The following is a 22,417-nucleotide window of genomic DNA, read 5'->3' as shown; positions in this document are numbered from 1 at the left end:
CGGCGGCACCCTGAGACCCACCGCGGCCCTACTGGCTGGTATCCCTCGCCAGGCGAGGGATACCAGCCAGTAACCGGACCTCGCCGACCTCAGCGGTGCCCGGCCACCCCGCGGGGCTCGTAGCGCTCCTCGAGGCCGGCGATCTCGTCGTCGTCGAGGTGCAGGTCGACGGCCGCGATCGCGTCGGCGAGGTGGTGCTCCTTCGTCGCGCCGACGATCGGCGAGTCGACGACGGGGTTGGCCAGCACCCACGCGAGCGCGACCTGGGCCCGCGAGACGCCGCGCTTCTCGGCGACCTCGGCGACCTTCTCGACGATGTGCCGGTCGGTGTCGCGGTAGAGCGTCTTGCCGAACTCGTCGGTGTCGCCGCGGGTGGTCGACTCGTCCCAGTCGCGGGTGAGGCGGCCGCGGGCCAGCGGGCTCCACGGGATCGCGCCGACCCCCTCGTCGGCGCACAGCGGGAGCATCTCCCGCTCCTCCTCGCGGTAGAGCAGGTTGTAGTGGTCCTGCATCGTGATGAACCGGCTCCACCCGTTGACGTCCTGCAGGTGCAGCGCCTTCGAGAACTGCCACGCCCACATCGACGACGCCCCGATATAGCGGGCCTTGCCCGCCTTGACCACGTCGTGCAGCGCCTCGAGCGTCTCCTCGATCGGCGTCTCGTAGTCCCAGCGGTGGATCTGGTAGAGGTCCACGTAGTCCATGCCGAGCCGGCGCAGCGAGGCGTCGATGCCGGTCATGATCGCCTTGCGCGAGAGGCCGGCCCCGTTGGGCCCCTTCCGCATCCGGTTGAAGATCTTGGTGGCGACGACGATCTCGTCGCGATCGGCCATCTTGTTCAGCCAGTGTCCGGTGATCTCCTCGGACGTGCCGGCGGAGTAGACGTCGGCGGTGTCGAAGAAGTTGATCCCTGCGTCGAGGGCCTGGCGGAAGAAGGGCTCCGCCTGGTCGGCGGGCAGCGCCCACGGCCAACGGTCGTTCGCCTCGCCGTAGCTCATGGCGCCCAGGCAGATCCGTGAGACGTCGAGTCCCGTCATCCCGAGCTTCGTGTACTCCATGCCGTCAGCGTGCCCCACCCACCGTCCGCCGATCCCCGATCCCGCCGGGGAATCGACTGGACGTCGACCGCGCTCGAGGTCATAGCGTCGCGAGAAGGCCGCGCCGAGGAGGGCTCGACGGCCGACGTTTCCCCTCAATCCCGACAGAAGGGGTGTGCCCATCGTGACCAGCACCGCTCCCGTCGCGCCCGGCGGCCGCCGCTGGGCGATCCTCGCGGTGATCGCTGTGGCGCAGCTCATGGTCGTGCTCGACAACACGATCGTGAACATCGCGCTCCCCTCGGCGCAGGTCGACCTCGGCTTCGACGACGCCCAGCGCCAGTGGGTGATCACCGCCTACGCGCTGGCGTTCGGCAGCCTCCTGCTGCTCGGCGGCCGCATGTCCGACCTCTTCGGCCGCAAGCGCGCCTTCGTCACCGGCCTCGTCGGCTTCGCCGTCGCGTCCATGATCGGCGGCGCCGCCACCGACCTCGTCATGCTGGTGGCCGCCCGCGCGGCGCAGGGCGTCTTCGGCGCCCTCCTCGCCCCGGCCGCGCTCTCGCTGCTGACGACCACGTTCCCGTCCGGGCGCGAGCGCGCCCGGGCGTTCGGCATCTTCAGCGCCATCGTCGGCGCCGGCGCGGCGATCGGGCTGCTCCTCGGCGGCGTGCTCACCGAGTACGTCGACTGGCGCTGGTGCATGTACGTCAACGCGGTCTTCGCGGCCGTCGCGCTCGTCGGCGGGATGGTCCTCCTGCCGAGCCTGCAGCGCCAGGGCCGTCCCCGGCTCGACGTCGGCGGGACGCTCGCCGCGTCCGCCGGCCTGTTCGGCCTGGTCTTCGGCCTGGCCAGCGCGGAGACCGACGGCTGGGGCTCGCCGGTCGTGTGGGCCTTCCTGGCTGCCGGCGTGGCGCTCCTCGGCGTCTTCGTCCTGATCCAGCGCCGGGTCGCCGCGCCGCTGCTGCCCCTGCGGGTGGTCCTCGACCGCACCCGCGGCGGCGCCTACCTCACCGTGCTGGTGCTCGCGTCGGGGATGTTCGGGGTGTCGCTCTTCCTGACGTTCTACCTGCAGCGCACCCTCGGCTTCTCCCCCGTCCTCACCGGCGTGGCGTTCCTGCCGATGGTGGCCTCGATCGTCACGGCGTCGACGACGGTGCCCAACGCGCTGCTCCCCCGCTTCGGGCCGAAGCCCCTGGTGATCACCGGCCTGGTGCTCGGCACGGGGGCGATGCTGTGGTTCTCGCAGCTCACCGTCGACAGCACCTACGCCGTCGGCGTCCTGCCCGGCCTGGTCCTCATGGGCCTGGGCATGGGCACCGCGATGTCGACGGGCATCAACACCGCGACGCTGGGCGTGCAGCCTGCCGACGCCGGGGTGGCGTCGGCGACGGTGAACACGATGCAGCAGGTCGGGGGTTCGGTGGGCACCGCGCTGCTCTCGAGCATCGCGGGCACCGCGACCGCGGCGGCGCTGGTCACCACCCCCGGCGATCCGGGGGCCGCGACGGTCAGCGGCTACTCGGCGGCGTTCACCGCGGCGGCGGTCCTCTTCGCCGTCGGTGCGGTGGTCTGCGGGCTGCTGGTGCGCGGCGGTCGTCCGCAGCACCAGGCGGAGACCGCCCCGATCGACAGCACGGGCCTCACCGGCGCCGTCCGCGACGCCGGGGGCACCGGGGTCGCCGGCGCGACCCTCACGCTCGTCGACCCCACCGGCCGCGAGCCGGGGCGGGCGGTCAGCGACGCGGCGGGCGAGTTCGACCTGCGCGCCACCGGCCCCGGCGACCACCTCCTGGTCACCGGCGCGCCCGGGCTCGCCCCCAGCGCGCAGCGGATCGTGCTCGCCGACGGGCGCACCACCCGCGCCGAGGTGCCTGTCGGCAGGTGAGCACTGTGGAGTGCTCCGGTACTCCACAGTGCTCACCTGCGCGGAGCGCACATCACGCCGTGTGGTGCACCTCCTGGCGGCGGTGGACCGGGGTCGGGATGCCGACCGAGCGGGCCTTGAGCTGCAGGGCGAGGTAGAGCGAGTAGAAGCGCGACTGGTGCAGGTTGCCGCCGTGGAAGAACAGGTTGTCCTGCTGGGTCGGCTTCCACATGTTGCGCTGCTCGCCCTCCCAGGGACCGGGGTCCTTGGTGGTGTCCGAGCCCAGGCCCCACACTTTGCCGACCCGGTCGGCCATCTCCTGGCCGATGATGTCGGCGGCGCGCTGGTTCATCGAGCCGTAGCCGGTGGCCAGCACGACCAGGTCGGCCTCGAGGCGGGTGCCGTCGTCGAGCACGACCTCCTTCTCGGTCAGCTCGGTGATCTGGCCCCGGACCAGCTTGACCTTGCCGTCGGCGACGAGCTCGGCGGCGCCCACGTCGATGTAGTAGCCCGAGCCCCGGCGCAGGTACTTCATGAACAGGCCCGAGTCGTCGTCGCCGAAGTCCAGGTCGAACCCGGCCTCCTCGAGGCGCCGGTAGAAGTCGGCGTCCACCTCGCGGGCCTTGTCGTAGGTCGGCTTCTGGAAGGTGTGCATGATCCGGTACGGCAGCGACGCAAAGATCATGTCCGCGGTGTAGGTGTCGACGCCCGCCGCCACCGCGCGCTCGGAGTACAGGTCACCGAGCCCGTACTCCATGAGCGTGTCGGACTTGATGATGTGCGTGGAGCTGCGCTGCACCATCGTGACGTCCGCGCCGACCTCCCACAGGGCCCCGCAGATGTCGAACGCCGAGTTGTTCGACCCGATGACCACGACCTTCTTGCCCTTGTAGGCGTCCGGGCCGGGGTGCTGGCTCGAGTGCTGCACCTCGCCCTGGAACTTCTCGCGGCCCGGGATGTCGGGGATGTTCGGCTTGCCCGAGACCCCGAGCGCGAACACCAGCTGCTTCGGGCGCAGCGTGACCTCCTCGCCGGCCCGGTCGACCACCACCGACCACTCGCCCGACGACTCGTCGAACGTCGCGCTCTTCGCGGTCGTGGAGCCCCAGTAGTTCAGCTCCATGACCTTCGTGTACATCTCCAGCCAGTCGCCGATCTTGTCCTTCGGCGCGAACACCGGCCAGTTGTCCGGGAACTTCAGGTAGGGCAGGTGGTCGTACCAGACCGGGTCGTGCAGCGCGAGGCTCTTGTAGCGCTTGCGCCAGGAGTCGCCGGGGCGCTCGTTGGACTCGACGATGATCGCGTCGACGCCCAGCTGCCGCAGCCGCGCGCCCAGCGCGATGCCGCCCTGCCCACCACCGATGATCACGACCTCGGGCTGGCGGGTGTAGCCCAGCTCCGCCGCCTCGGCCTCGCGCTGCTCGCGCCAGGTCACGCGGTCCGGGTTCGCGCCGTGCTCGGTGCCGAACGGGCGACGCTCGCCGCGCGGCTCCTCGTGGCCCTTGAGCTCGTCGAGCGTGGTCAGCAACGTCCACGCCTTGCCCTCGGCGTTCAGCCGCAGGTGCCCGCTGCCCCGCCCGATCGCGGTCTCGAACTTGAGCCACGCCTCGGTGATGCCGTCGGCCTCGGTCGGCGTCCCGTCCACCGAGAAGCTCACCGGCGATGCCTGCCGCGCGGCCTCCGACCCCACCAGGTCGGCGACCCCGGCCGGGCCCTCCACGGTCACCAGGTTCCAGGTGAACGACACCAGGTCGCGCCAGTAGGACTCGTCCGCGAACAGCGCCGCCGTGCGGTCACCGTCCCCGGCCGAGAGCGCGTCGGCGAACTCGGTGAGCCAGCTGCTCACCCGCCGGTCGGTCTCGGTGCGCCCGCTCTCCGCCGTCTGCGTCACTGCTGCCTCTCTTCGCCGGGCGAGGTCCCGTGCCGACCGTGGGTGTCGCCCGCTTCCGCCCACGGTCGTGTGGCGTGGGAGACAGTGAAGCCGATCACGGACGCCGAGGGCAGGGGTTGCACGCAGGTTGCGTGCGGCCCCGGGCGCCTCAGAAGATCGAGTAGGCGCCGTCGACCACGATCTCGTCGCCGGTCTGGAAGCCCCCGGCGCCGCCCGCCAGGTACACCGCGAGGCGGGCGAAGTCGTCGGGCTCGCCCCAGCGGCGCTGCGGCATCCGCGGCATCACGGCCTTCTCGAAGCGCTCGTCGTGCAGCGTGCGGGACGCGAGCGGGGTCTCGGTCCAGCCGACCACCAGCGAGTGCGCGTTGATCCCGTACCGCGCGAGCTCCACCGCGCAGCCCTTGATGATCGCGGTCAGGCCGGCCTTGCTGGCCGCGTAGGCCTGGTTGCGCGGGGCGCCGTGGACGGTGGACACGCTCGAGGTGCCGACGAGCACCCCGCCTCCCCCGCGCTCGACCATGTGCCGCGCGGCGGCGCGCAGCGTCAGGAACGCGCCGTCGAGGTTGATCCGGGTGACCCGGTGCCAGTCCTCGAGCGTCGTGTCGACGAACCGTGCCCCCGACCCGCCCACGCCGGCGTTGGCGAAGCACGAGTCGACCCGGCCGAAGTGCTCGAGCACCCCGGCGAACGCCGCGTCGACCGCCGCCTCGTCGCCGACGTCGCAGCGCCACGCCCGCACCCGTGTGCCGTGCTCGGTGAGTTCGGAGACCGCGGCCGCGTTGCGCTCCTCGTTCGTCCCCCAGATCGCGACGTCCGCGCCGGACCGGGCGAGCCCGCGCGCCATGCCCAGGCCGATGCCCGAGTTGCCGCCGGTGACCAGGGCGACGTGGCCGGTGAGGTCGAAGAGGCTCACGTCACGGCCCACTGCCCGGTGAACGTCGGCTCCCGCTTGTCGCGGAAGGCCGCGAACGCCTCGGGCGCGTCGGCGGTGGCGAAGTTGACGGCCTGGGTGCGGGCCTCGGACGCGAGGGCGTCGCGCAGCGTCCGGTCGGCGTTCTCGTGCAGCAGCGCCTTGGACTGCGCGACGGCGACGGGTGCGTTCGCGACGAGCCGGGCGGTCAGGTCGGCGACGAACGCCCCGATCTCCTCGGGGGCGACGAGCCACGTCACCAGGCCCAGCCGCAGCGCCTCCTCGGCGTCGATCATCTCGGCGAGCAGCGCCAGCCGCTTGGCCTGCTGCATCCCGACCAGACGCGGCAGCAGCCACGACCCGCCGAAGTCCAGCGACAGCCCGCGCTTGGCGAAGATCTGCGAGAAGCGCGAGGTCGGGGTGGCGACGACGAGGTCGCAGCCCAGCGCGAGGTTCCAGCCCGCCCCGACCGCGACGCCGTCGACCTGCGCGACCGTCGGCTTGGGCAGCTCGTGCAGCAGCAGGGCGATCTCGTTGATGAACCGCATCCGGTCCAGCGGGTGGCCCTCACGGGGGCCGGAGAGGTCGGCACCGGCGCAGAACGCCCCGCCGGCCCCGGTGATCACCACCGCCCGCACGGCGTCGTCGTCGCGGGCCGCGGACAGCTGCGCGTGCAGCGCCTGCCAGGAGGCCATGTCGAGCGCGTTGCGACGCTGCGGCCGGTTCAGGGTCAGGGTCAGCACGCCCGCGTCGCGGTGGGCGAGCAGGACCTCGGCGGGACCGGTGGGGTCCATGGATGCGGCTCCGTCCCCGGACAGCAGATACGCCCGGAACCTATCGATCGATCGTTCACCCGGCCACTACGCTGTCGCGATGAGCACCCCGGCCGTGCCGCGCGGGAGCGGCCGGGAGGCGATCACCCGGGCCGCGCGCGAGAGCTTCGCCGAGCGCGGCTATCACGGGAGCTCGATCCGCGACATCGCCGCGCGCGCCGGCCTGTCGCTCTCGGCGCTCTACCACTGGCACTCCAGCAAGCAGGAGCTGCTCACGGCGCTCATCGAGGAGAGCACCGAGGAGTACTTCCGGCGCTGCGACGAGGCGTTGCGCCACGCCGGCGACGACCCCGCCGCCCGGCTCGGGGCGCTGGTGCGCGCGACCGTCGAGTACCGGGTCAGCCGGCAGGTCGAGAGCACGATCGCCGCGTCCGAGTGGCGCAACCTCGACCCCGCCGACCGCGAGCGCCTCGACGGCCTGCGGGCGGCCGCGACCCGGCTGTGGGCCGACCTCATCGAGGACGGCGTCGCGCGCGGGGCCTTCGGGTGCGAGCACCCGGGCGACGCCCGCCGCGCGGTCGTGGCCTCCTGCAACGCGATCGCCCAGTGGTACGACGCCGACCGCGGGCTCGCCGTGCCCGATCTCGTGGACCGGTACACGGCGATCGCCCTGCGGGTCGTCGACTGTCGTTAGAGCTTGGTCAGCACCACCTCGGCGGTCGACTTCTCGTGGTTCGGCGGCGCGTCCTCGACGTCGATCCAGGTCAGCGTGCCGTCCTCGATGACCGCCGCGTAGCGCTGCGACCGGATCCCGAGCCCGAAGTCCGTGCCGTCCATGTCGGTACCCATCGCCTTGGCGAACAGGGCCGACCCGTCGGCGAGCATCACGACACCGTGGACCTGCTGGTCCTTGGCCCAGGCGCCCATGACGAACGGGTCGTTGACCGAGACGCACACGATCCGGTCGACGCCCTTGGCCGAGATGTCGCCGGCCCGGGCCACGAAGCCCGGGAGGTGGCTGTCGCTGCAGGTCGGGCTGAAGGCGGCGGGCACGCCGAACAGCACGGTCCGCCCCGTCCCGAAGAGCTCGCCGGAGCGCACGGACTCGGTGTTCCCCTCCGCGTCGACCGTCGTCAGCGGCACGTCGGGGATCTTCTCTCCCACAGCGATCATCGCCGGGTTCTCCTTCGATCGGTTGTCGACAACTACTAGCCCCCCACGGCGGCCGCGTCCAGCAGGTGCGCGAACTTCCGGCGCGCCTCCTCCCGGCGCGTCGGGACGTGCTCGGTCGGCACGTCGCGGGGTTCGTACCCGCGCAGGACGCGGCGGGCGACGGTGACCTTGTGGACCTCGTCGGGACCGTCGTAGATGCGCGCGGCGCGGGCGTGGCGGTACATGCCCTCGAGCGGCAGGTCGGTGGTGAAGCCGAGCGAGCCGTGCACCTGGATCGCCCGGTCGATCACGTTGTAGAGCACCGTCGCGCCGTAGAACTTGATCATCGCGATGTCGGTGAGCGCCGCCTCCGTGCCGCCCTGGTCCATCCGCCAGGCCGCCTGCAGCGTCATCAGCCGCGCCGCGGTCATCTCGGCGGTCGAGGTCGCGATCCAGTCCTGGACCATCTGCTTCTCGGAGAGCACCGAGCCGTGCGTGTACCGCGAGACCGCCCGCTCGCAGAGCATGTCGAAGGCGCGCTGCGACTGGCCCAGCCAGCGCATGCAGTGGTGGATGCGCCCGGGGCCGAGCCGCTTCTGGGCCAGCAGGAAGCCGTCGCCCTCGGCGCCGATGAGGTTCTCGACGGGCACCCGCACGTCGCGGTAGATCACCTCGGCGTGCCCGCCCGGCTGCCCGGTGCGCTCCTCGGGGTGCTCCATCGTGGGGATGTCGCGCAGCACCTCCACGCCGGGGGTGTCGGCCGGGACGACGAACATCGACGCCCGCCGCCGCGGCGCCGCGTCCGGGTCGGTGACCGCCATGAGGATGAGGAAGTCGGCCACCGAGCCGTTCGAGGTGAACCACTTGTGCCCGTTGACCACGTACTCGTCGCCGACGCGCTCGGCGCGGGTGGTCAGCAGCGTCGGGTCGGCGCCGGCGTTCGGCTCGGTCATCGAGAACGCGCTGCGCAGCGTCCCGTCGAGCAGCGGCTCCATCCAGCGCTTCTTCTGGTCGTCGTCCGCGCCCAGCGCGAGCAGCTCGGCGTTGCCCGAGTCGGGGGCGTTGTTGCCGAACACCGACGGCGCGTAGGCGCAGCGCCCGAGGATCTCGTGCATCAGCCCCAGCTTGACCTGGCCGAACCCGCCCCCGCCCAGCTCCGGGGGCAGGTGCGCGGCCCACAGTCCCCGCGCCTTGACCTCCTCCTGCAGCGGCGCCGTCGCCCGCTTCAGCGTCGCCCCGTCGAGATCGAGGGTCTCGAGCGGCTCGATCTCCTCGCGGACGAAGGTCCGCATCCACGCGAGCTGCTCCTCGAACTCCGGCTCGGTCGAGAAATCCCAGGCCATGCGCTACCCCTTCATGCCGTGAACGCCAGGTCGAGCCCCGCGGTGTCCCACTCCAGCGAGTAGAGGATGCCGCGTCCGGAGGAGGTGACCCAGGCCGTGCGGCTCCCGGACCCGGCGAAGCAGATGTTGGTGACGTACGGGTCGTGCTCGGGCACCGGGACCTGGCGCCGCAGCGTGCCGTCGGGCGCGATCACGCTGATCGCCCCGGTCACCAGGGTGGCCACGCAGACGTTGCCGTCGCCGTCGACCGCCAGCGAGTCGAGCATCTGGTAGCCGCCGAGGCCGTGCAGCAGCGCGGCGGGGCCGAGGCGGCCGGGCCCGAGGACGGGCCAGCTCCACACCCGGCCCGTGACGGTCTCCGCGACGTACAGGCGGGACCCGTCGGGCGAGAGGCCGACCCCGTTGGGCTGGGTCAGCGGGTGGACGACCTCGGTGATCGACGACCCGTCCGGGCGCGCGTGGTACAGCGCGCCGGTGTCGCGGTCGCGCTCGCGGCTCTTGCCGATGTCGGTGAACCAGAACCCGCCGTCGGCGTCGAAGACGATGTCGTTGGGGCCGCGCAGCGGCCGGCCGGCGCAGGCGGTGTAGAGGTCCGTCACGGTCCCGTCCGGCCCGACCCGCTGGATGCTGCCCCCGCGGTAGTCGGCGGGCTGGTGGCCCGGGGCGGTGATCCCGTCGCGGTCGTGCCAGGTGAAGCCGCCGTTGTTGCAGACGTAGACCGCGCCGTCCGGGCCGATCGCCGCCCCGTTCGGGCCGCCGCCGAGCTCGGCGACGACGCCGGTCGTCCCGTCGGGCGCGACGCGCGTCAGCGTTCCGCGGCGGATCTCCACGAGGAGGACGTCGCCGTTCGCCAGGGCGATCGGGCCCTCCGGGAACGCCAGGCCGGTGGTCACGGTGCGCACGGCGCTCACGACGGCTGCTCCAGGTAGCGGGGGTTGGCGACGGCGAGCTTGTCGGTGACCGCCGCCCGCACGGCGGCGAGCAGCGCGGGGTCGGTGTCGTCGATCTCGCCGGCGCGGATGGCGGCGGCGAGCCCGGCCTGGTCGGCGTGGCCCAGCGCGGCGAGGCGCTCGCGGTGGCGGCGCTCGTGCTCCGGGCCCAGCCGCAGCTCGCGCCCCACGCCGCCCAGGACGTTCGCCGCGACGCGGGCGAGGTAGGCCAGGCGCTCGTCGTCGGCGGCCACGACGTCCTCGCGCAGGAACGCGGTCACGGCGTCGACGAGGTCGGCCGCGCTCGGGCGCCCGTGGAGGTCGGAGCGCGGGGCCTCGGCGGCGGGGGCCGCCTCGGCCGGGACGCCCAGCAGGAGCAGCAGGTCGTGCTCGTTCTCGGCGACGCGGCGTCCGATGGCGGCGAGCTCGACCGACGGGGTGACGCCGGACAGGTGCCGCCCGGCCATCTCCCGGCAGGCCAGCGCCCACCACGTCGTGCGGTGCACCTGCCACCAGCGCACGGCGTCGGGGTCGGGTCGCTCGCCGGCGACCTCGGCGTACCCGTCGAGCAGCTCGTCGACCGTGCCGACGCCGGCGACGGGCAGCGGCGAGCCGAACCGCCAGCACTTCACGCAGAGCCAGCCGAGGTCCTCGCGCGGGTCGCCCCGGTGCACCAGCTCCCAGTCGAGCACCGCGGCCAGCCCGGTCTCGTCGACGATGAGGTTGCCGAGCCGGAAGTCGCCGTGGACCAGCGCGTCGGGCACCGGGGCGGGACGGTGCCGGTCGAGCCACCGCAGCGCGATCTCCACGGTCGGCAGCGGCTCGCCGAGGGCGTCGCACGTCGTGCGCAGGTCCTCGACCGGGTCGGCGTGCGGGAGGCCCGGCACGGCGTCGAGCGGGACGGCGTGGATGCGGGCCAGCGTGCGGCCCAGCTCCGCGGCGAGCCCGGCGCGGGCCTGCGCGTACCGCTCCTCGCGCAGGATGCGCGGGCCCAGCGTCTCGCCGGCGACGTGTGCGGTGACGAGGTAGGGCGAGCCCACCGTGGCCGGGTCGCTGCCGCTGTCGACCAGCGGCGGGACCGCCACGCCGGCCGCCGCGGCGGCCGCGATCGCCGCCGCCTCGAGGGCCATGCCGTCGGGACGGTCGGCGCCCGGCGGGTCGCGGCGCAGCACGAGGTCGCGGCGGGCGTCGGCGTCGGCCGCGGTGAACGACCACGTCTCGCGGCTGGCGCCGGCGGTGAGGCGGCGCAGGCCCTCCACCGCGACGTCACGGCCGGCGATCCCGGTGAGGCGGCGCGCCAGACGGCCGCGCAGGTCGTCGGCGGTCACCGCTTGGTCGGGCCCGCGAAGCCGAAGAGGTACCCCGCGACCTTGCGCATCTGGATCTCCTCGGCGCCCTCGGTGATGCGGTAGCGGCGGTGGTGGCGGTAGATGTGCTCGAACGGGGTGTGCCGCGAGTAGCCGAGCCCGCCGTGCACCTGCATGGCGCGGTCGGCGGCGTCGCAGACGAACCGGTTGGCGCGGTAGTTGCACATGGACACGCGGTCGCTGATCTCGGCGTGCGGGCGGCGGTCGAGCTCCCAGGCGGTCTTGCGGACCAGGCCGCGCAGCATCTCGGCCTCGGTCGCCAGCTCGACCAGCGGCCACTGGATCGCCTGGCGCGTCGCCAGCGGGGCGCCGAAGGTGTGCCGCTCGCGGGCGAACTCGACGCTGCGGTCGATGCAGTACTGGCCGGCGCCGACGCCGGAGGCGGCCTGGCGGATGCGGTTCTCGTGGACGAACGTCTGGGCGACGCTCAAGCCTTCACCTTCGGAACCGAAGATCGCCTCGTCGGGCACCCGGACGTCGCGCAGGCTGACCTCGGCGTGGTCGGTGGGCATGTTGAGCGTCCACCAGTGGAAGTCGACCGAGAAGCCGGGCGTGTCGGTGGGGACGAAGAAGGCGGTGATGCCGCGGGCGGCGCCGTCCTCGCCGGACGTGCGCGCGAAGACGACGTCGTGGGTCGCCGAGTGCATCCCGGAGTTCCAGCGCTTGGCGCCGTTGATCACCCAGTCGCCGCCGTCGCGGACCGCGCGGGTCTCCATCCAGGTGGCGTCGCTGCCGTGGTCGGGCTCGGAGAGGCCGAAGCCCAGCCGCGCGGTGCGGGTGAGCATCGGCTCGAGGAACTCCTCGCGCTGCGCCGGGCTGCCGAACTCGAGCAGCATGTGCGCGAACGGGAAGTTGCCGACCACCGACGACTCGTTCTGCAGGTCGTTGTGCAGGCCGAGCCCGCGGTGCGCGAGGTGCTCGCGGATCACGGCCATGTCGAGGTTCGTGCCGTCGGACCCGCCCACGTCGGCCGGGAGCGCGTAGCGCAGCCAGCCCGCGGCGTCGGCGCGGCGGAACATCTCGCCGAGCAGCTCCTCCCAGTCGGCGCGCGGGACGCCGCCGTGCTCGAAGTCGGTGCGGGCGTACTCGCGGCGGTGGTCGAAGAAGCGCTGGTTGTCGTCCTGCTCCTCGAGCGGGCGGATCTCGGCGTCGATGAACGCGTCGAGCGCCGCGAGCCGCCGGGTCAGCTCCGCCGGGAGTGCGAAGTCCACACCGACCTCCTTCCTGAACGACCGTTCAGGGAGCATGCCAGCGCCGGGTTCGGGGACGGAAGGGCGTCGCGCCCGTGATCAACGGGGACTTCGGACGCGTAGGAGCAGCGAGCCGCCCGTTCGCTGCGAAACTGGCGCGCATGAGCGACGAGCAGCGCGTGCGGGTCGAGGTCGTCGACGGGGTCGCCGACGTGCGGCTGTCGCGCCCCGAGAAGCGCAACGCCCTGGACCCGGCCATGTTCGAGGGCATCGTCGGCGCCGGGGAGGCGCTGCGCGGCGATCCGTCGGTGCGGGTCGTGGTGCTCTCGGGCGACGGTCCCGACTTCTGCGCCGGCCTGGACTTCGGCTCCTTCCGCGCGATGGCGAACGGCGAGCGGCTCTCGGCGTCGGCGCAGCTCCCGCCCTCCGACGGCCCGGCGCGCGCCACCGGTCAGCGGGCGGCATGGGTGTGGGCGGAGCTCGAGGTGCCGGTGATCGCCGCGATCCAGGGCAACGCGCTGGGCGGCGGGCTGCAGATCGCGCTCGGCGCCGACATCCGGATCGTCGCCCCGGACGCGAAGCTCTCGGTCATGGAGGTCAAGTGGGGCCTGATCCCCGACATGACCGGCACCCAGGTGCTCCCCGAACTCGTCGGCCGCGACGTCGCCAAGGAGCTGACCCTGACCGCGCGCGTCGTCAGCGGCACCGAGGCCGCCGCGCTGGGGCTCTGCACGCGCACCGACCCCACGCCGCGCGACGCGGCGCTCGCCCTCGCCCGCGAGATCGCCGGCCGCAGCCCGCACGCCGTCCGCGCGGCGAAGCGCCTGCTCGACGCCGCGGGGCGGGTCGACCTCGCCACCGGCTTCGCCGCCGAGCAGACCGAGATCGGCGCGCTCATCGGCAGCGCGAACCAGGTCGAGGCCGTCACCGCGGGCTTCGAGAAGCGCGCCCCGGAGTTCCGCGACACCTGAGTCCCGGTCAGCGGGACCCGTCGCTGACCGGACGCCCCGAGGCTGGCCACGCTGTGAGCACCCTCACCGTGGAGCGTCCTGATGACGAACCAGCCCGATGCCCTGACCCTCGTCATGCCCCTGCGCAAGAAGGAGGGGATGACGGTCGCGGAGTTCCGCCAGTACTGGCTGGACGTCCACGTCACGCTCCCCGCCCGCTACCCGGGCCTGCGCAGCGTGTTCCTGCACCTCGTGTCGTTCGCGGGCTCCCGCTGGCCCGGCGTGGACGGGGTGTCGGGCGCGCCGGCGGAGGCCGACGAGTTCCACGGCGTGCCCGAGGCGACGTTCGCGCGCATGGAGGACCTGGCGGCGTTCCAGGCCGCGTCGCACTTCCAGATGGTCGACGGGATCAACTTCCTCAGCGAGATGCTCGCCTACCCCAGCCTCGGGGCGGCCTCGGCGACGCTCGTCGACACGACCGCGCCCGCCCCCGACGGCACCGACGGGCTGCTGCGCCACCTGCTGTTCCTGCGCCGCCGCCCGGACGTCGACGTCGCGACCTTCCGGTCCTGGGTGGCCGACGCGTTCGCCCCGGCGCTCGCCGGCCACGCCCGCAAGGTGCGCCGGCACCTGCTCGAGGAGATCGAGGTGGCCCTCGACCACCCCGGCACCGTGATGTCGAAGCCGCTCGACCGCCAGTACCAGGCCTGCGTGGAGGTGGTCCTCGACGGCGAGGACGGGCTCGCCGAGCTCGTCGCGGGCCTCGCCGACGGGGTGCGCGCGCACTGCGCCGCGGTGCACGCGCCGCGGGTCGAGCGCTGCATCACCAGCCGGTACGACGGGCGGATCACCCTCGCCGGGCTGCGCGGCGTCACCGTCGCCGACCTGATCACCCGGCTGCACGCGGAGAACCAGGTCGACCCGGCCGTCTCGCGGATCTTCGTGCAGGACGCGGCGCTCCTGCCGGCGTGAGCGCTCAGGCCCCGTCGAGGATCCCCAGCAGGACCGTCGCGACGTCGTCCCCGAGCTCGGTCGCCGTCCGCGGACCTGAGCGGTCGAACCACTTGTAGGTCCAGTTCGCCGCGCCGAGGCACGTGCTGACGTAGGTGCCGACCGACATCGGCAGGGTCCGCCCGGTCTCGCGCAGGTGCGCCTCCACGGCGTCGCGCACGACGCGCTCGAACTCGCGGCGGCGCTCCAGGATCGGCTCGGCGAGCTCGGCGGGCAGCGCCGACTCCTCGTGGAAGCAGATCGTCAGCAGGTCGCGGTGCTCGCACGTGTAGCGGACGCGCTCGACGATCAGCCGGCGCACCGCCTCCCGCGACGACGGCGCCTCGGCGACGATCGCGCGGGCGCTGCGCAGGCTCTCGTCGAGGACCTCCTCGTACACCGCGACGAGGAGGTCCTGCTTGGTCCGCACGTAGTGGTAGAGGGTCGGTTTGCGCAGCCCGACCTGGTCGGCGACCTCGTTCATCGACGCCGCGCGGTAGCCGCGGCGGCTGAAGACGGCCACCGCGCCCGCGAGGATGCGCTCGCGCTGCTCGTCGGCCCGACTCATTCCTGCGTCCCCATCGCCACCCCGGTTCCCCTCGCACGCCTTGACCGACCGTGTGTGATGTGGGGTACTTTCGCCCGACCGGTCGGTCGAATCAAGGAGCAGCGTGTCCCACGACCTCGACGAGGTGCACGAGGACTTCCGGGCGACGTGCCGGGCGTTCACCGACCAGCGCGTCCGCCCCGTCGTCGCGGAGGCCGAGCGCGAGGGACGCCCGCCCGAGCGCCTGTGGAAGGAGCTCGGCGACGCGGGCCTGCTCGGCCTGCTGACCCCCGAGGAGTTCGGCGGGTCCGCGGGCGGGGGCGGCGAGGCGACGGCGGTCGCCGTGCTGTCCGAGGAGCTCTCCCGGGCCTGCGGCGGCATCGCGGTCAGCGCGCTCGTCAGCGCCTACATGGCCGCTCCGCACATCGTCCGCCACGGCACCCCCGAGCAGCGCGACCGCTGGGTCGCCGCTCTCGCCGCCGGCGAGGCGATCGCCGCCATCGCCGTCACCGAGCCCGGCGCCGGGTCCGACGTCGCGGGCATCACCACGCGGGCCCGCCGCACCGACGAGGGCTGGGTGCTCGACGGCCGGAAGATGTACATCACCAACGCCGGCCTGGCCGACGTGCTGGTGGTCGGCGCCAAGACCGACCCCGGGGGCGGCCACCGCGGCATCACGACCTTCGTGGTGCCCGCCGGGACGCCCGGGCTGTCGATGGGCGCCCCGCTGGCGAAGATGGGCTGGCACTCGTCGGACACCCGCGAGGTCGTGCTCGACGGCGTGGCGCTCGGCGAGGACGCCGTGCTCGGCGTCGAGGGCCGCGGCTTCCACCAGATCATGTCGGCGTTCCAGCTGGAGCGGGTCGCGCTCGCGGCCATGGGCATCGGTCACGCCGCCGAGGCGCTCGACACGGTCACCGAGTACGTGCGCGGGCGCGAGGTGGCGGGCGAGCCGCTGACCGGGCGCCAGGCGATCCGCCACCGCCTCGCCGCGATGGAGATCGAGCTCGAGGCCGCCCGGGTCATGACCTACAAGGCTGCCGACCGCCTCGACCGCGGCCACCCCGAGGCCGACCGCTCCGTCGCCGCGGCCAAGTACTTCGCGGCCAGGGCGGCGGCGTGGATCGTCGACGAGGCCGTGCAGCTCTTCGGCGGCGCCGGCTACCTCGAGGAGACCCCGGTGGCGCGCCACCACCGCGACGTGCGCATCCTGCGCATCGGCGGCGGCACCGACGAGATCCAGCTCGAGATCCTCGCGAAACGGCTCGTGCCGTGACGGGGACGGCCAACGGCACGCCTCCCGCGTGGGAGGTGCCGGCGTCCTGTCCCCCCGGGGCGCCGGCACCTCCCTCGGGCGAGGACGTGCTCGCGGCCGCGGACCGGGCCCGCCGGGGCGGGGACACCGGGCGCTGGCCGGCCAAGCTCCCGGTGCGCGACCGGCTCGACGTCCTGCTCGACCCCGGCAGCTTCGTGGAGGACGGCGTGTTGGCCTCGGCGAGCACCCCCGGCATGCCCGCCGACGGCGTCGTCACCGGCGTCGGCACCGTCGAGGGGCGCCCGGTCGCGGTGATCGCCCACGACTTCGGGGTCAAGGCCGGCTCGTGGGGCGAGCGGACGTGCGAGAAGCAGATCCGCATCCTCGAGCGCGCCGACCGCGACCTGCTGCCCGTCTTCTACCTCGTCGACTCCGCGGGCGGGCGGCTCACCGAGCAGATGGGCTTCTTCCCCGGCCGCCGGGGCGCCTCGAGGATCTTCCACCTGCAGGTCGCGCTGTCCGGGCGCGTCCCCCAGATCTGCTGCCTGCACGGCCCCTCGGCCGCCGGCGGGGCGTACATGCCCGCGTTCACCGACTGGGTCGGCATGGTCGACGGGCAGGCCTCGATGTACCTCGCGTCGCCCCGGGTGGCCGAGAAGGTGACCGGCGAGCGCACCACCGCCGAGGACATGGGCGGCGCGCGGATGCACGCCGAGGTCTCCGGGTGCGGCGACGCCGTGTTCGACGAGGACTGGCAGGCGATCGCGGCCGCCCGGCTGCTGTTCTCCTACCTCCCCGACAGCTTCGAGGGCCCGCCGCCGGCCGCGGCACCGCGCGAGCCCGAGGCCACCGGCTGGGACGGCCTCGTCCCCGAGGACCCCACCGTCGGCTACGACGTCACGACGGTGATCGACCGGCTCGTCGACGGCGGCTCGTTCTTCGAGGTCAAGCCCGACTGGGCCCCCGAGATCGTTGTCGGGTTCGCCCGGCTCGAGGGGCGCGTCGTGGGGTTGGTCGCCAACCAGCCGCGCGTGCGCAGCGGGGCGATCCACGTCGACTCCGCCGACAAGGCCGCCCGGTTCATCAGCCTCTGCGACGCGTTCAACGTGCCGTTGCTGTTCCTCCAGGACGTGCCCGGCTTCATGGTCGGCGTCGCGGTCGAGCGCCAGGGCATCATCCGCCACGGCGCCAAGATGATCACGGCGATGTCGTCGGCCGAGGTCCCGAAGTTCACGGTCGTGCTGCGCAAGGCCTACGCCGCGGGGTTCTACGCGATGTGCGCGCCCGGGTTCGAGCCGCGCGCGACCCTCGCCCTGCCCAGCGCGTTCATCGGGGCGATGGGTCCCGAGGCGTCGGTCAACGCGGTCTACGCCGGCAAGATCGCGGAGATCGAGGACGCGGACGAGCGCGACGCCTTCGTCGCCGCCCGCGTCGAGGAGCACCGCGCGGAGGTCAACCTGCTGCGCATGGGCGACGAGCTCGTCGTCGACGCCGTCGTGCCCGGCGCGGAGCTGCGCGGCGAGCTGGTCACGCGCCTGCGGCACGCCGACGGCTGGACCCGCTCCCGCGGGCGCCGTCACCACCCCGTCAGCCCCGTCTGAATCCCCCTTCGCAGGAGAGACGATCATGGACGATCGCGACACCCTGGCCACGCTGATCTCCGCGCCGCTGCAGCCGCTCGACGACCGGTGGCGCTCCCCCGAGCGGGCCGCCGAGCTCGCCGAGGCCCGCGCGCTCCACGACCGCGACCCCGACGACTACTGGGTCTGGGTCGCCGAGAAGCACCGGTGGATCACCAAGTGGACGAGCGTGCGCGCGGGCGAGCTCGGCGACTTCCGGTACTTCGAGGGCGGGCGCATCAACGTCGCCGACAACTGCGTCGACCGCTGGGCCGAGAACCCGGCGAGCGCCGACCAGCCGGCCGTCGTGTGGGAGGGCGAGCCCGGCGACACGCGCACGCTGACCTACGCGGAGCTCTCCGACGAGGTCAACCGGCTCGCCGGCGGGCTGCGCTCCCTCGGGATCGCCCACGGCGACGTCGTCGCGGTGTACATGCCCAACCTCGTGGAGGCGTTCACCGCGATCCACGCCTGCAACAAGATCGGCGCGATCTACACCGTGCTGTTCTCGGGGTTCGGCCGTGACGCGGTCGCCTCCCGGCTCGCGGCGGCCCGGGCGACGGCCGTGGTCGTCGCCGACGCGATCTACCGGCGCGGCAAGCCCGTCGAGCTGCTCGAGACCCTGCGCGCCGCGCTCCCGGACGCGCCGACCGTCGAGAGTGTCGTGGTCGTCGACCGCACGCGGCGCGGGGTCGAGCTCGCGCCGGGCGAGGTGTCCTACGCCGCGCTGCTCGCCGACCACCCCGAGGGCGCGGCGACCGTCGCCCTCGACCCCAACGAGCCCGCGTTCCTGATCTTCACCAGCGGCACCGAGTCCCGCCCCAAGGGCGTCGTGCACTCGGTCGGCGGCTTCCTGCTGGGGACGTGGGCGAACGTGCACTGGCAGGCCGGGCCCGTCGAGGGCGACGTCTACTGGGTGGCCGCCGACGTCGGCTGGCTGACCTTCCCGATCCAGGCCGTGATCGGCGGGCTGGCGCACGGCTCGACGATCGCCTGCTACGAGGGCGCGCTGGACACCCCGGGCCCGTCGCGGTTCTACGACATCTGCACCCGCCACGGCGTCACCCAGGTGCTGTGCGCGCCGACGGTGCTGCGGATGCTGCGCAAGTTCGGTGACGACCTCGCCGCCTCCCACCCGCTGGAGCGCCTCGCGCTGATCACCGTGCAGGGCGAGCCCCTCGACGGCGAGACCTTCACCTGGGCGACCGAGACCTACGGCGTCCCGATCGTCAACGCCTACGGGCAGACCGAGACCGGGTCGACGTGGACCTACCCCGTGACCGGCGTCGACGACCTCAAGGCCGGGTCGGCGGGCACGCCCGTGCCCGGCCACGCCTTCGCCGTCGTCGACGAGGAGGGCCACGAGGTGCCGGCGGGCGTCAAGGGCAACCTCGTCATGACCCGCCCGTTCCCGACCCTCGCGCGCACCGTGTGGGACGACCACGAGCGCTACCTCTCCACCTACTTCGGTCGCTTCCCCGGCCGCTACGCCACCAACGACGAGGCGGTGGTCGACACCGACGGGCACCTCTGGGTGCTCGGGCGCGCCGACGACGTCATCAACGTCGCCGCGCACCGGCTGTCGACGATGGAGATCGAGGCCGTGGTGACCACGCACCCGCGCGTGGTCGAGGCCGCGGTCGTCGGGATCCCCGACGCGACCAAGGGCACCGTGCCGGTCGCCTTCGTGACCGTGACCGACGGGAGCGCCGACGAGGTGCCCGACGAGGTGCGCACGCTGGTCGGCGACACGATCGGCGGGATCGCCCGGCCGGACCGCGTCGTCGTCACCGCGGCCATGCCCAAGACCCGCACCGGCAAGATCATGCGGCGGCTCATGCGCGAGGTGCTCCTGCACGGCGAGGCGCGCAGCGACACCAGCGCGCTGGAGGACCCGGGCAGTCTGGACACGCTGGCGGCGGCGGTGAAGGCATGATCAGCACATGAGTGGACTCTGGTTCGAGGACCTCACCGAGGGCCTCGTCGTCGAGCACGCCACCCGGCGCACGGTCACCGAGACCGACAACGTCCTGTTCACCACGATGACCATGAACCCGGCGCCGCTGCACCTCGACCACGCGTACGCGGCGACCACGGAGTTCGGGCGGCCGCTGGTCAACAGCATGTTCACCCTGGCCCTGGTGGTCGGGCTGTCGGTGCCGGAGCTGACGCTGGGCACGATCGTCGCGCAGCTCGGGCTCGACGAGGTGGCGTTCCCGGCGCCGGTGTTCCACGGTGACACCGTGCGGGTGGAGACGGAGGTCGTGTCGGCGCGGGAGTCGCGGAAGCGGCCGGACGCCGGGATCGTGGTGTTCGCCCACCGGGCGCTCAACCAGCGCGACGAGCTGGTGTGCTCCTGCCGGCGCACGGGCCTGATGCACCGGCGGCCGGCGTGAGGGTGCCGCGGAGCCTGCTGTTCGTGCCCGGCACGCGGCCCGACATGGTCGCCAAGGTGCCGCGCTGGTCGCCCGACGCGGTGGCCGTCGACCTCGAGGACGCCGTCGCCGCGGCCGACAAGGAGGCCGCCCGCGAGGCGACGGTGACGGCGGTCGGCGAGCTGGCCGACGGCGACACCCTCGTGCTCGTGCGCGTCAACGGCCCGACGACGCCCTGGTACGCCGACGACGTCGCCGCGGTCGCGGGGTCCGCGGCGCACGGCGTCGTGCTGCCCAAGCTCGAGTCCCCCGAGCAGGTCGCCGACCTGCGCGCCCGCCTCGACCTCCCCGTGATCGGCGGGCTGGAGAGCGCGCGCGGCATCGCCCGGTGCCGCGAGATCCTCGCCGGCGGCGAGCTGCTCGCCGCCTACTTCGGCGCCGAGGACTACATCGCCTCGGTCGGCGGGCGGCGCACCGCGGGCTCGCTCGAGGTGCTGCACGCCCGCAGCGAGGTGGTGCTCGCGGGCGCACTGGGCGGGGTCGGGCTGCTCGACCAGGCCGTCGTCGCCGCGCACGACGCCGAGGCGTTCCGCGCCGACGCCGCCGCCGGCCGCGACCTCGGCTACGACGGCAAGATCTGCATCCACCCCTCCCAGGTCGCGCTCGCCCACGAGGCGTTCACACCGACCGACGACGAGATCGCCCACGCCCGGCTCGTGATCGAGGCCGGGAAGAGCGGGGTCGGGGTCGTCGACGGCGAGATGGTCGACGACGTGCACCTGCGGATGGCGGCGGCGGTGCTCTCCCGGGCCGGGAGACGAAGCGGAGCGGAGCTCGACCCATCGAGGGGGCTGGAGGCGTGAGGGTCGGCCTGATGATGCCGCCCACCATGGAGCCGGGCGACGCCGCGCGGGCCGAGGAGCAGGGCTTCGACATCGTCGCCGCCGGCGAGCACGTGCTCTTCGGCAGCCCGACCGCCAACGCGTTCGTCACCCTGGCCGCGGCGGCGTCGGTGACGCGCCGGGTGCGGCTGCTCAGCGCGGTGACGCTGCTGCCGCTCTACCCGGCGCCGCTGGCCGCGAAGATGGCGACGACCCTCGACCGCGTCTCCGGCGGGCGCTTCGAGCTCGGGATCGGCGTGGGCGGCGAGAACCCCGTGGAGTTCGCGGCCTGCGGGGTCCCGGTGCGCGAGCGCGGGCGCCGCACCGACGAGGGGCTCGACGTGCTCGGGCGCCTGTTCGCGGGCGAGCCGATCGACGTCGAGGGCACCCCGGCGACGCTCGACCCGCTCCCCGTGCAGCGGCCACGTCCGCCCGTGTGGGTCGGCGGGCGCTCGGAGGCCTCGATGCGCCGGGCGGGGCGGGCCGGCGACATCTGGATGCCCTACCTCGGCAGCCCCGACCGCGTCGCCCGCGGCCTGCGCACCGCCCGCGAGGAGGCCGAGCGCCACGGCCGCGACCCCGCCGGGGTCAACGGCGCCTACTTCGCCTGGAGCTGCGTCGACACCGACCCCGCCGCCGCCCGGCGCCGCGCCCTCGACGCGCTCGCCGCGACCTACGGCCAGGACATGGAGCGCATCGTCGACGCCTGCGTCCCGCACGGCACGCCGGAGCAGGTCGCCGCGCGGCTCGCCGAGTACCGCGACGCGGGCGCGGAGTCGGTCGTCGTCGCCCCGGCGGTCGCCGCCGACGACCGCGAGCGCATGCTCGATCTCCTCGCCGGGGACGTGCTCCCCCGCCTGCGCTGACACCGCTGGACCGAAGATTCCCGCGCGCTCACCTCGGGCCCTGAGCGAGCGCCGGCCACCCGGCGAGGACCAGGACCACGGCCAGGAGCCCGAGCACCGGCCCGACCGGGAGCGCGAACCCCCACCAGAACACCCCGCCCAGGGCGACCGACACGAGCGCGAGCACCGCGCCGGCCGGTCGCCGTCGCCACAGCAGCACGGCCGCGGCCACCTGCAGCGCGCAGACCACCCCGAACGCCGTGAGCAGCGGGACCGTCGTCGGGAGGCCGTAGCCCTCGAACGGCCCGCCGCCGTAGGCGGGGAAGCCGAGCACGACCGGCACCCCGCGCCCCTGCGCGACAGCCAGGACGGCCGGCGGGACGACGACACCGAACCCGATCCCGTCGACGGCCAGCGCCACCGCGGCGGCCCGCAACGCCTGGCGCCGCCACCGGTCCGCCCCCGCCGCCATGGCCGACGAGCGTGCACCGTCGCGGAC

General features: G+C 73.8%; 21 protein-coding genes. 10 read left to right on the top strand and 11 right to left on the bottom strand.

Annotation, left to right across the window (positions count from 1 at the left end):
• Positions 1–89: 89 nt before the first annotated feature.
• Positions 90–1,058 carry an aldo/keto reductase gene (locus ACFPK1_RS07640; RefSeq protein WP_378020326.1) on the bottom strand — a complete coding sequence of 323 codons (969 nt, stop codon included), beginning with the start codon at positions 1,056–1,058 and terminating at the stop codon, positions 90–92.
• A gap of 163 nt (positions 1,059–1,221) precedes the next feature.
• Between ACFPK1_RS07640 and ACFPK1_RS07635 the strand changes: the two genes are divergently transcribed.
• Entirely contained in the window at positions 1,222–2,922 is a 1,701-nt protein-coding gene (locus ACFPK1_RS07635) for an MFS transporter (protein ID WP_378020325.1), read from the top strand.
• A gap of 52 nt (positions 2,923–2,974) precedes the next feature.
• Here ACFPK1_RS07635 and ACFPK1_RS07630 read toward each other — a convergent pair whose 3' ends face one another.
• The 3 genes from ACFPK1_RS07630 to ACFPK1_RS07620 all read right to left on the bottom strand — a co-directional run bounded on the left by ACFPK1_RS07630 (position 2,975) and on the right by ACFPK1_RS07620 (position 6,496).
• Complete coding sequence (locus tag ACFPK1_RS07630; protein WP_378020324.1) at positions 2,975–4,792, bottom strand: NAD(P)-binding domain-containing protein; 1,818 nt, start codon at positions 4,790–4,792, stop codon at positions 2,975–2,977.
• A gap of 148 nt (positions 4,793–4,940) precedes the next feature.
• Positions 4,941–5,705, bottom strand: coding sequence for an SDR family NAD(P)-dependent oxidoreductase (locus ACFPK1_RS07625; protein ID WP_378020323.1), 765 nt, complete (start codon positions 5,703–5,705; stop codon positions 4,941–4,943).
• A complete protein-coding gene (locus ACFPK1_RS07620; protein WP_378020322.1) occupies positions 5,702–6,496 on the bottom strand; it encodes an enoyl-CoA hydratase/isomerase family protein in 795 nt (264 codons plus the stop codon). The genes ACFPK1_RS07625 and ACFPK1_RS07620 overlap by 4 nt, the downstream gene beginning before the upstream one ends.
• Before the next feature lie 79 nt (positions 6,497–6,575).
• Between ACFPK1_RS07620 and ACFPK1_RS07615 the strand changes: the two genes are divergently transcribed.
• Entirely contained in the window at positions 6,576–7,169 is a 594-nt protein-coding gene (locus ACFPK1_RS07615; protein WP_378020321.1) for a TetR/AcrR family transcriptional regulator, read from the top strand.
• Here the strand turns inward: ACFPK1_RS07615 and ACFPK1_RS07610 are convergent.
• Genes ACFPK1_RS07610 through ACFPK1_RS07590 form a run of 5 tightly spaced genes read right to left on the bottom strand, consistent with a single transcriptional unit; the run spans position 7,166 to position 12,477 of the window.
• Positions 7,166–7,648: a peroxiredoxin gene (locus tag ACFPK1_RS07610; protein ID WP_378020320.1), complete on the bottom strand. Its 483-nt coding sequence runs from the start codon at positions 7,646–7,648 to the stop codon at positions 7,166–7,168. The two genes, ACFPK1_RS07615 and ACFPK1_RS07610, sit on opposite strands and share 4 nt — an antisense overlap.
• A gap of 35 nt (positions 7,649–7,683) precedes the next feature.
• Positions 7,684–8,970 carry an acyl-CoA dehydrogenase family protein gene (locus tag ACFPK1_RS07605; protein WP_378020319.1) on the bottom strand — a complete coding sequence of 429 codons (1,287 nt, stop codon included), beginning with the start codon at positions 8,968–8,970 and terminating at the stop codon, positions 7,684–7,686.
• An 11-nt stretch (positions 8,971–8,981) separates the two neighbouring features.
• Entirely contained in the window at positions 8,982–9,881 is a 900-nt protein-coding gene (locus ACFPK1_RS07600; protein WP_378020318.1) for an SMP-30/gluconolactonase/LRE family protein, read from the bottom strand.
• A complete protein-coding gene (locus tag ACFPK1_RS07595; RefSeq protein ID WP_378020317.1) occupies positions 9,878–11,227 on the bottom strand; it encodes a phosphotransferase family protein in 1,350 nt (449 codons plus the stop codon). Before ACFPK1_RS07595 ends, ACFPK1_RS07600 begins: the two co-directional genes overlap by 4 nt.
• Positions 11,224–12,477: an acyl-CoA dehydrogenase family protein gene (locus ACFPK1_RS07590; RefSeq protein ID WP_378020316.1), complete on the bottom strand. Its 1,254-nt coding sequence runs from the start codon at positions 12,475–12,477 to the stop codon at positions 11,224–11,226. Before ACFPK1_RS07590 ends, ACFPK1_RS07595 begins: the two co-directional genes overlap by 4 nt.
• A gap of 140 nt (positions 12,478–12,617) precedes the next feature.
• Between ACFPK1_RS07590 and ACFPK1_RS07585 the strand changes: the two genes are divergently transcribed.
• Both ACFPK1_RS07585 and ACFPK1_RS07580 read left to right on the top strand, forming a co-directional pair.
• A complete protein-coding gene (locus tag ACFPK1_RS07585; RefSeq protein ID WP_378020315.1) occupies positions 12,618–13,427 on the top strand; it encodes a crotonase/enoyl-CoA hydratase family protein in 810 nt (269 codons plus the stop codon).
• A gap of 81 nt (positions 13,428–13,508) precedes the next feature.
• The gene (locus tag ACFPK1_RS07580; protein ID WP_378020314.1) at positions 13,509–14,378 is read left to right on the top strand and encodes an EthD domain-containing protein; all 870 of its coding nucleotides are present in this window, start codon (positions 13,509–13,511) and stop codon (positions 14,376–14,378) included.
• 4 nt (positions 14,379–14,382) lie between these two features.
• Here the strand turns inward: ACFPK1_RS07580 and ACFPK1_RS07575 are convergent, their stop codons facing one another.
• Complete coding sequence (locus ACFPK1_RS07575; RefSeq protein ID WP_378020313.1) at positions 14,383–14,964, bottom strand: TetR/AcrR family transcriptional regulator; 582 nt, start codon at positions 14,962–14,964, stop codon at positions 14,383–14,385.
• A gap of 103 nt (positions 14,965–15,067) precedes the next feature.
• Between ACFPK1_RS07575 and ACFPK1_RS07570 the strand changes: the two genes are divergently transcribed.
• From ACFPK1_RS07570 to ACFPK1_RS07545, 6 genes are all read left to right on the top strand, one after another.
• The gene (locus tag ACFPK1_RS07570; protein ID WP_378020312.1) at positions 15,068–16,219 is read left to right on the top strand and encodes an acyl-CoA dehydrogenase family protein; all 1,152 of its coding nucleotides are present in this window, start codon (positions 15,068–15,070) and stop codon (positions 16,217–16,219) included.
• Positions 16,220–16,305: 86 nt separating this feature from the next.
• A complete protein-coding gene (locus tag ACFPK1_RS07565; RefSeq protein WP_378020311.1) occupies positions 16,306–17,799 on the top strand; it encodes an acyl-CoA carboxylase subunit beta in 1,494 nt (497 codons plus the stop codon).
• A gap of 25 nt (positions 17,800–17,824) precedes the next feature.
• On the top strand, positions 17,825–19,753 hold the full coding sequence (locus ACFPK1_RS07560) for an AMP-binding protein (RefSeq protein WP_378020310.1): 1,929 nt from the start codon (positions 17,825–17,827) through the stop codon (positions 19,751–19,753).
• A gap of 7 nt (positions 19,754–19,760) precedes the next feature.
• A complete protein-coding gene (locus tag ACFPK1_RS07555; RefSeq protein ID WP_378020309.1) occupies positions 19,761–20,213 on the top strand; it encodes a MaoC family dehydratase in 453 nt (150 codons plus the stop codon).
• Positions 20,210–21,055: an HpcH/HpaI aldolase/citrate lyase family protein gene (locus ACFPK1_RS07550; RefSeq protein ID WP_378020308.1), complete on the top strand. Its 846-nt coding sequence runs from the start codon at positions 20,210–20,212 to the stop codon at positions 21,053–21,055. Before ACFPK1_RS07555 ends, ACFPK1_RS07550 begins: the two co-directional genes overlap by 4 nt.
• Positions 21,052–21,939 (top strand): LLM class flavin-dependent oxidoreductase, encoded by an 888-nt coding sequence (locus ACFPK1_RS07545; protein WP_378020307.1) that lies wholly within the window; start codon positions 21,052–21,054, stop codon positions 21,937–21,939. Before ACFPK1_RS07550 ends, ACFPK1_RS07545 begins: the two co-directional genes overlap by 4 nt.
• A 28-nt stretch (positions 21,940–21,967) precedes the next feature.
• Here ACFPK1_RS07545 and ACFPK1_RS07540 read toward each other — a convergent pair whose 3' ends face one another.
• The gene (locus ACFPK1_RS07540; protein ID WP_378020306.1) at positions 21,968–22,390 is read right to left on the bottom strand and encodes a hypothetical protein; all 423 of its coding nucleotides are present in this window, start codon (positions 22,388–22,390) and stop codon (positions 21,968–21,970) included.
• Positions 22,391–22,417: the final 27 nt, after the last annotated feature.

Source organism: Actinomycetospora rhizophila, assembly GCF_042657905.1.
GTDB lineage: Bacteria > Actinomycetota > Actinomycetes > Mycobacteriales > Pseudonocardiaceae > Actinomycetospora > Actinomycetospora rhizophila.
The sequence above is the reverse complement of the archived record's forward strand: the minus strand, read 5'-3'. Positions and strand labels throughout refer to the sequence as shown.

Excerpts from the sequence above, each read along its gene's own strand:
- ACFPK1_RS07580 (WP_378020314.1), top strand. The coding sequence starts at position 13,509 with ATGACGAACCAGCCCGATGCCCTGACCCTCGTCATGCCCCTGCGCAAG.
- ACFPK1_RS07640 (WP_378020326.1), bottom strand. The coding sequence starts at position 1,058 with ATGGAGTACACGAAGCTCGGGATGACGGGACTCGACGTCTCACGGATC.
- ACFPK1_RS07620 (WP_378020322.1), bottom strand. The coding sequence starts at position 6,496 with ATGGACCCCACCGGTCCCGCCGAGGTCCTGCTCGCCCACCGCGACGCG.
- ACFPK1_RS07540 (WP_378020306.1), bottom strand. The coding sequence starts at position 22,390 with ATGGCGGCGGGGGCGGACCGGTGGCGGCGCCAGGCGTTGCGGGCCGCC.
- ACFPK1_RS07555 (WP_378020309.1), top strand. The coding sequence starts at position 19,761 with ATGAGTGGACTCTGGTTCGAGGACCTCACCGAGGGCCTCGTCGTCGAG.
- ACFPK1_RS07560 (WP_378020310.1), top strand. The coding sequence starts at position 17,825 with ATGGACGATCGCGACACCCTGGCCACGCTGATCTCCGCGCCGCTGCAG.
- ACFPK1_RS07610 (WP_378020320.1), bottom strand. The coding sequence starts at position 7,648 with ATGATCGCTGTGGGAGAGAAGATCCCCGACGTGCCGCTGACGACGGTC.
- ACFPK1_RS07615 (WP_378020321.1), top strand. The coding sequence starts at position 6,576 with ATGAGCACCCCGGCCGTGCCGCGCGGGAGCGGCCGGGAGGCGATCACC.
- ACFPK1_RS07605 (WP_378020319.1), bottom strand. The coding sequence starts at position 8,970 with ATGGCCTGGGATTTCTCGACCGAGCCGGAGTTCGAGGAGCAGCTCGCG.
- ACFPK1_RS07585 (WP_378020315.1), top strand. The coding sequence starts at position 12,618 with ATGAGCGACGAGCAGCGCGTGCGGGTCGAGGTCGTCGACGGGGTCGCC.
- ACFPK1_RS07575 (WP_378020313.1), bottom strand. The coding sequence starts at position 14,964 with ATGAGTCGGGCCGACGAGCAGCGCGAGCGCATCCTCGCGGGCGCGGTG.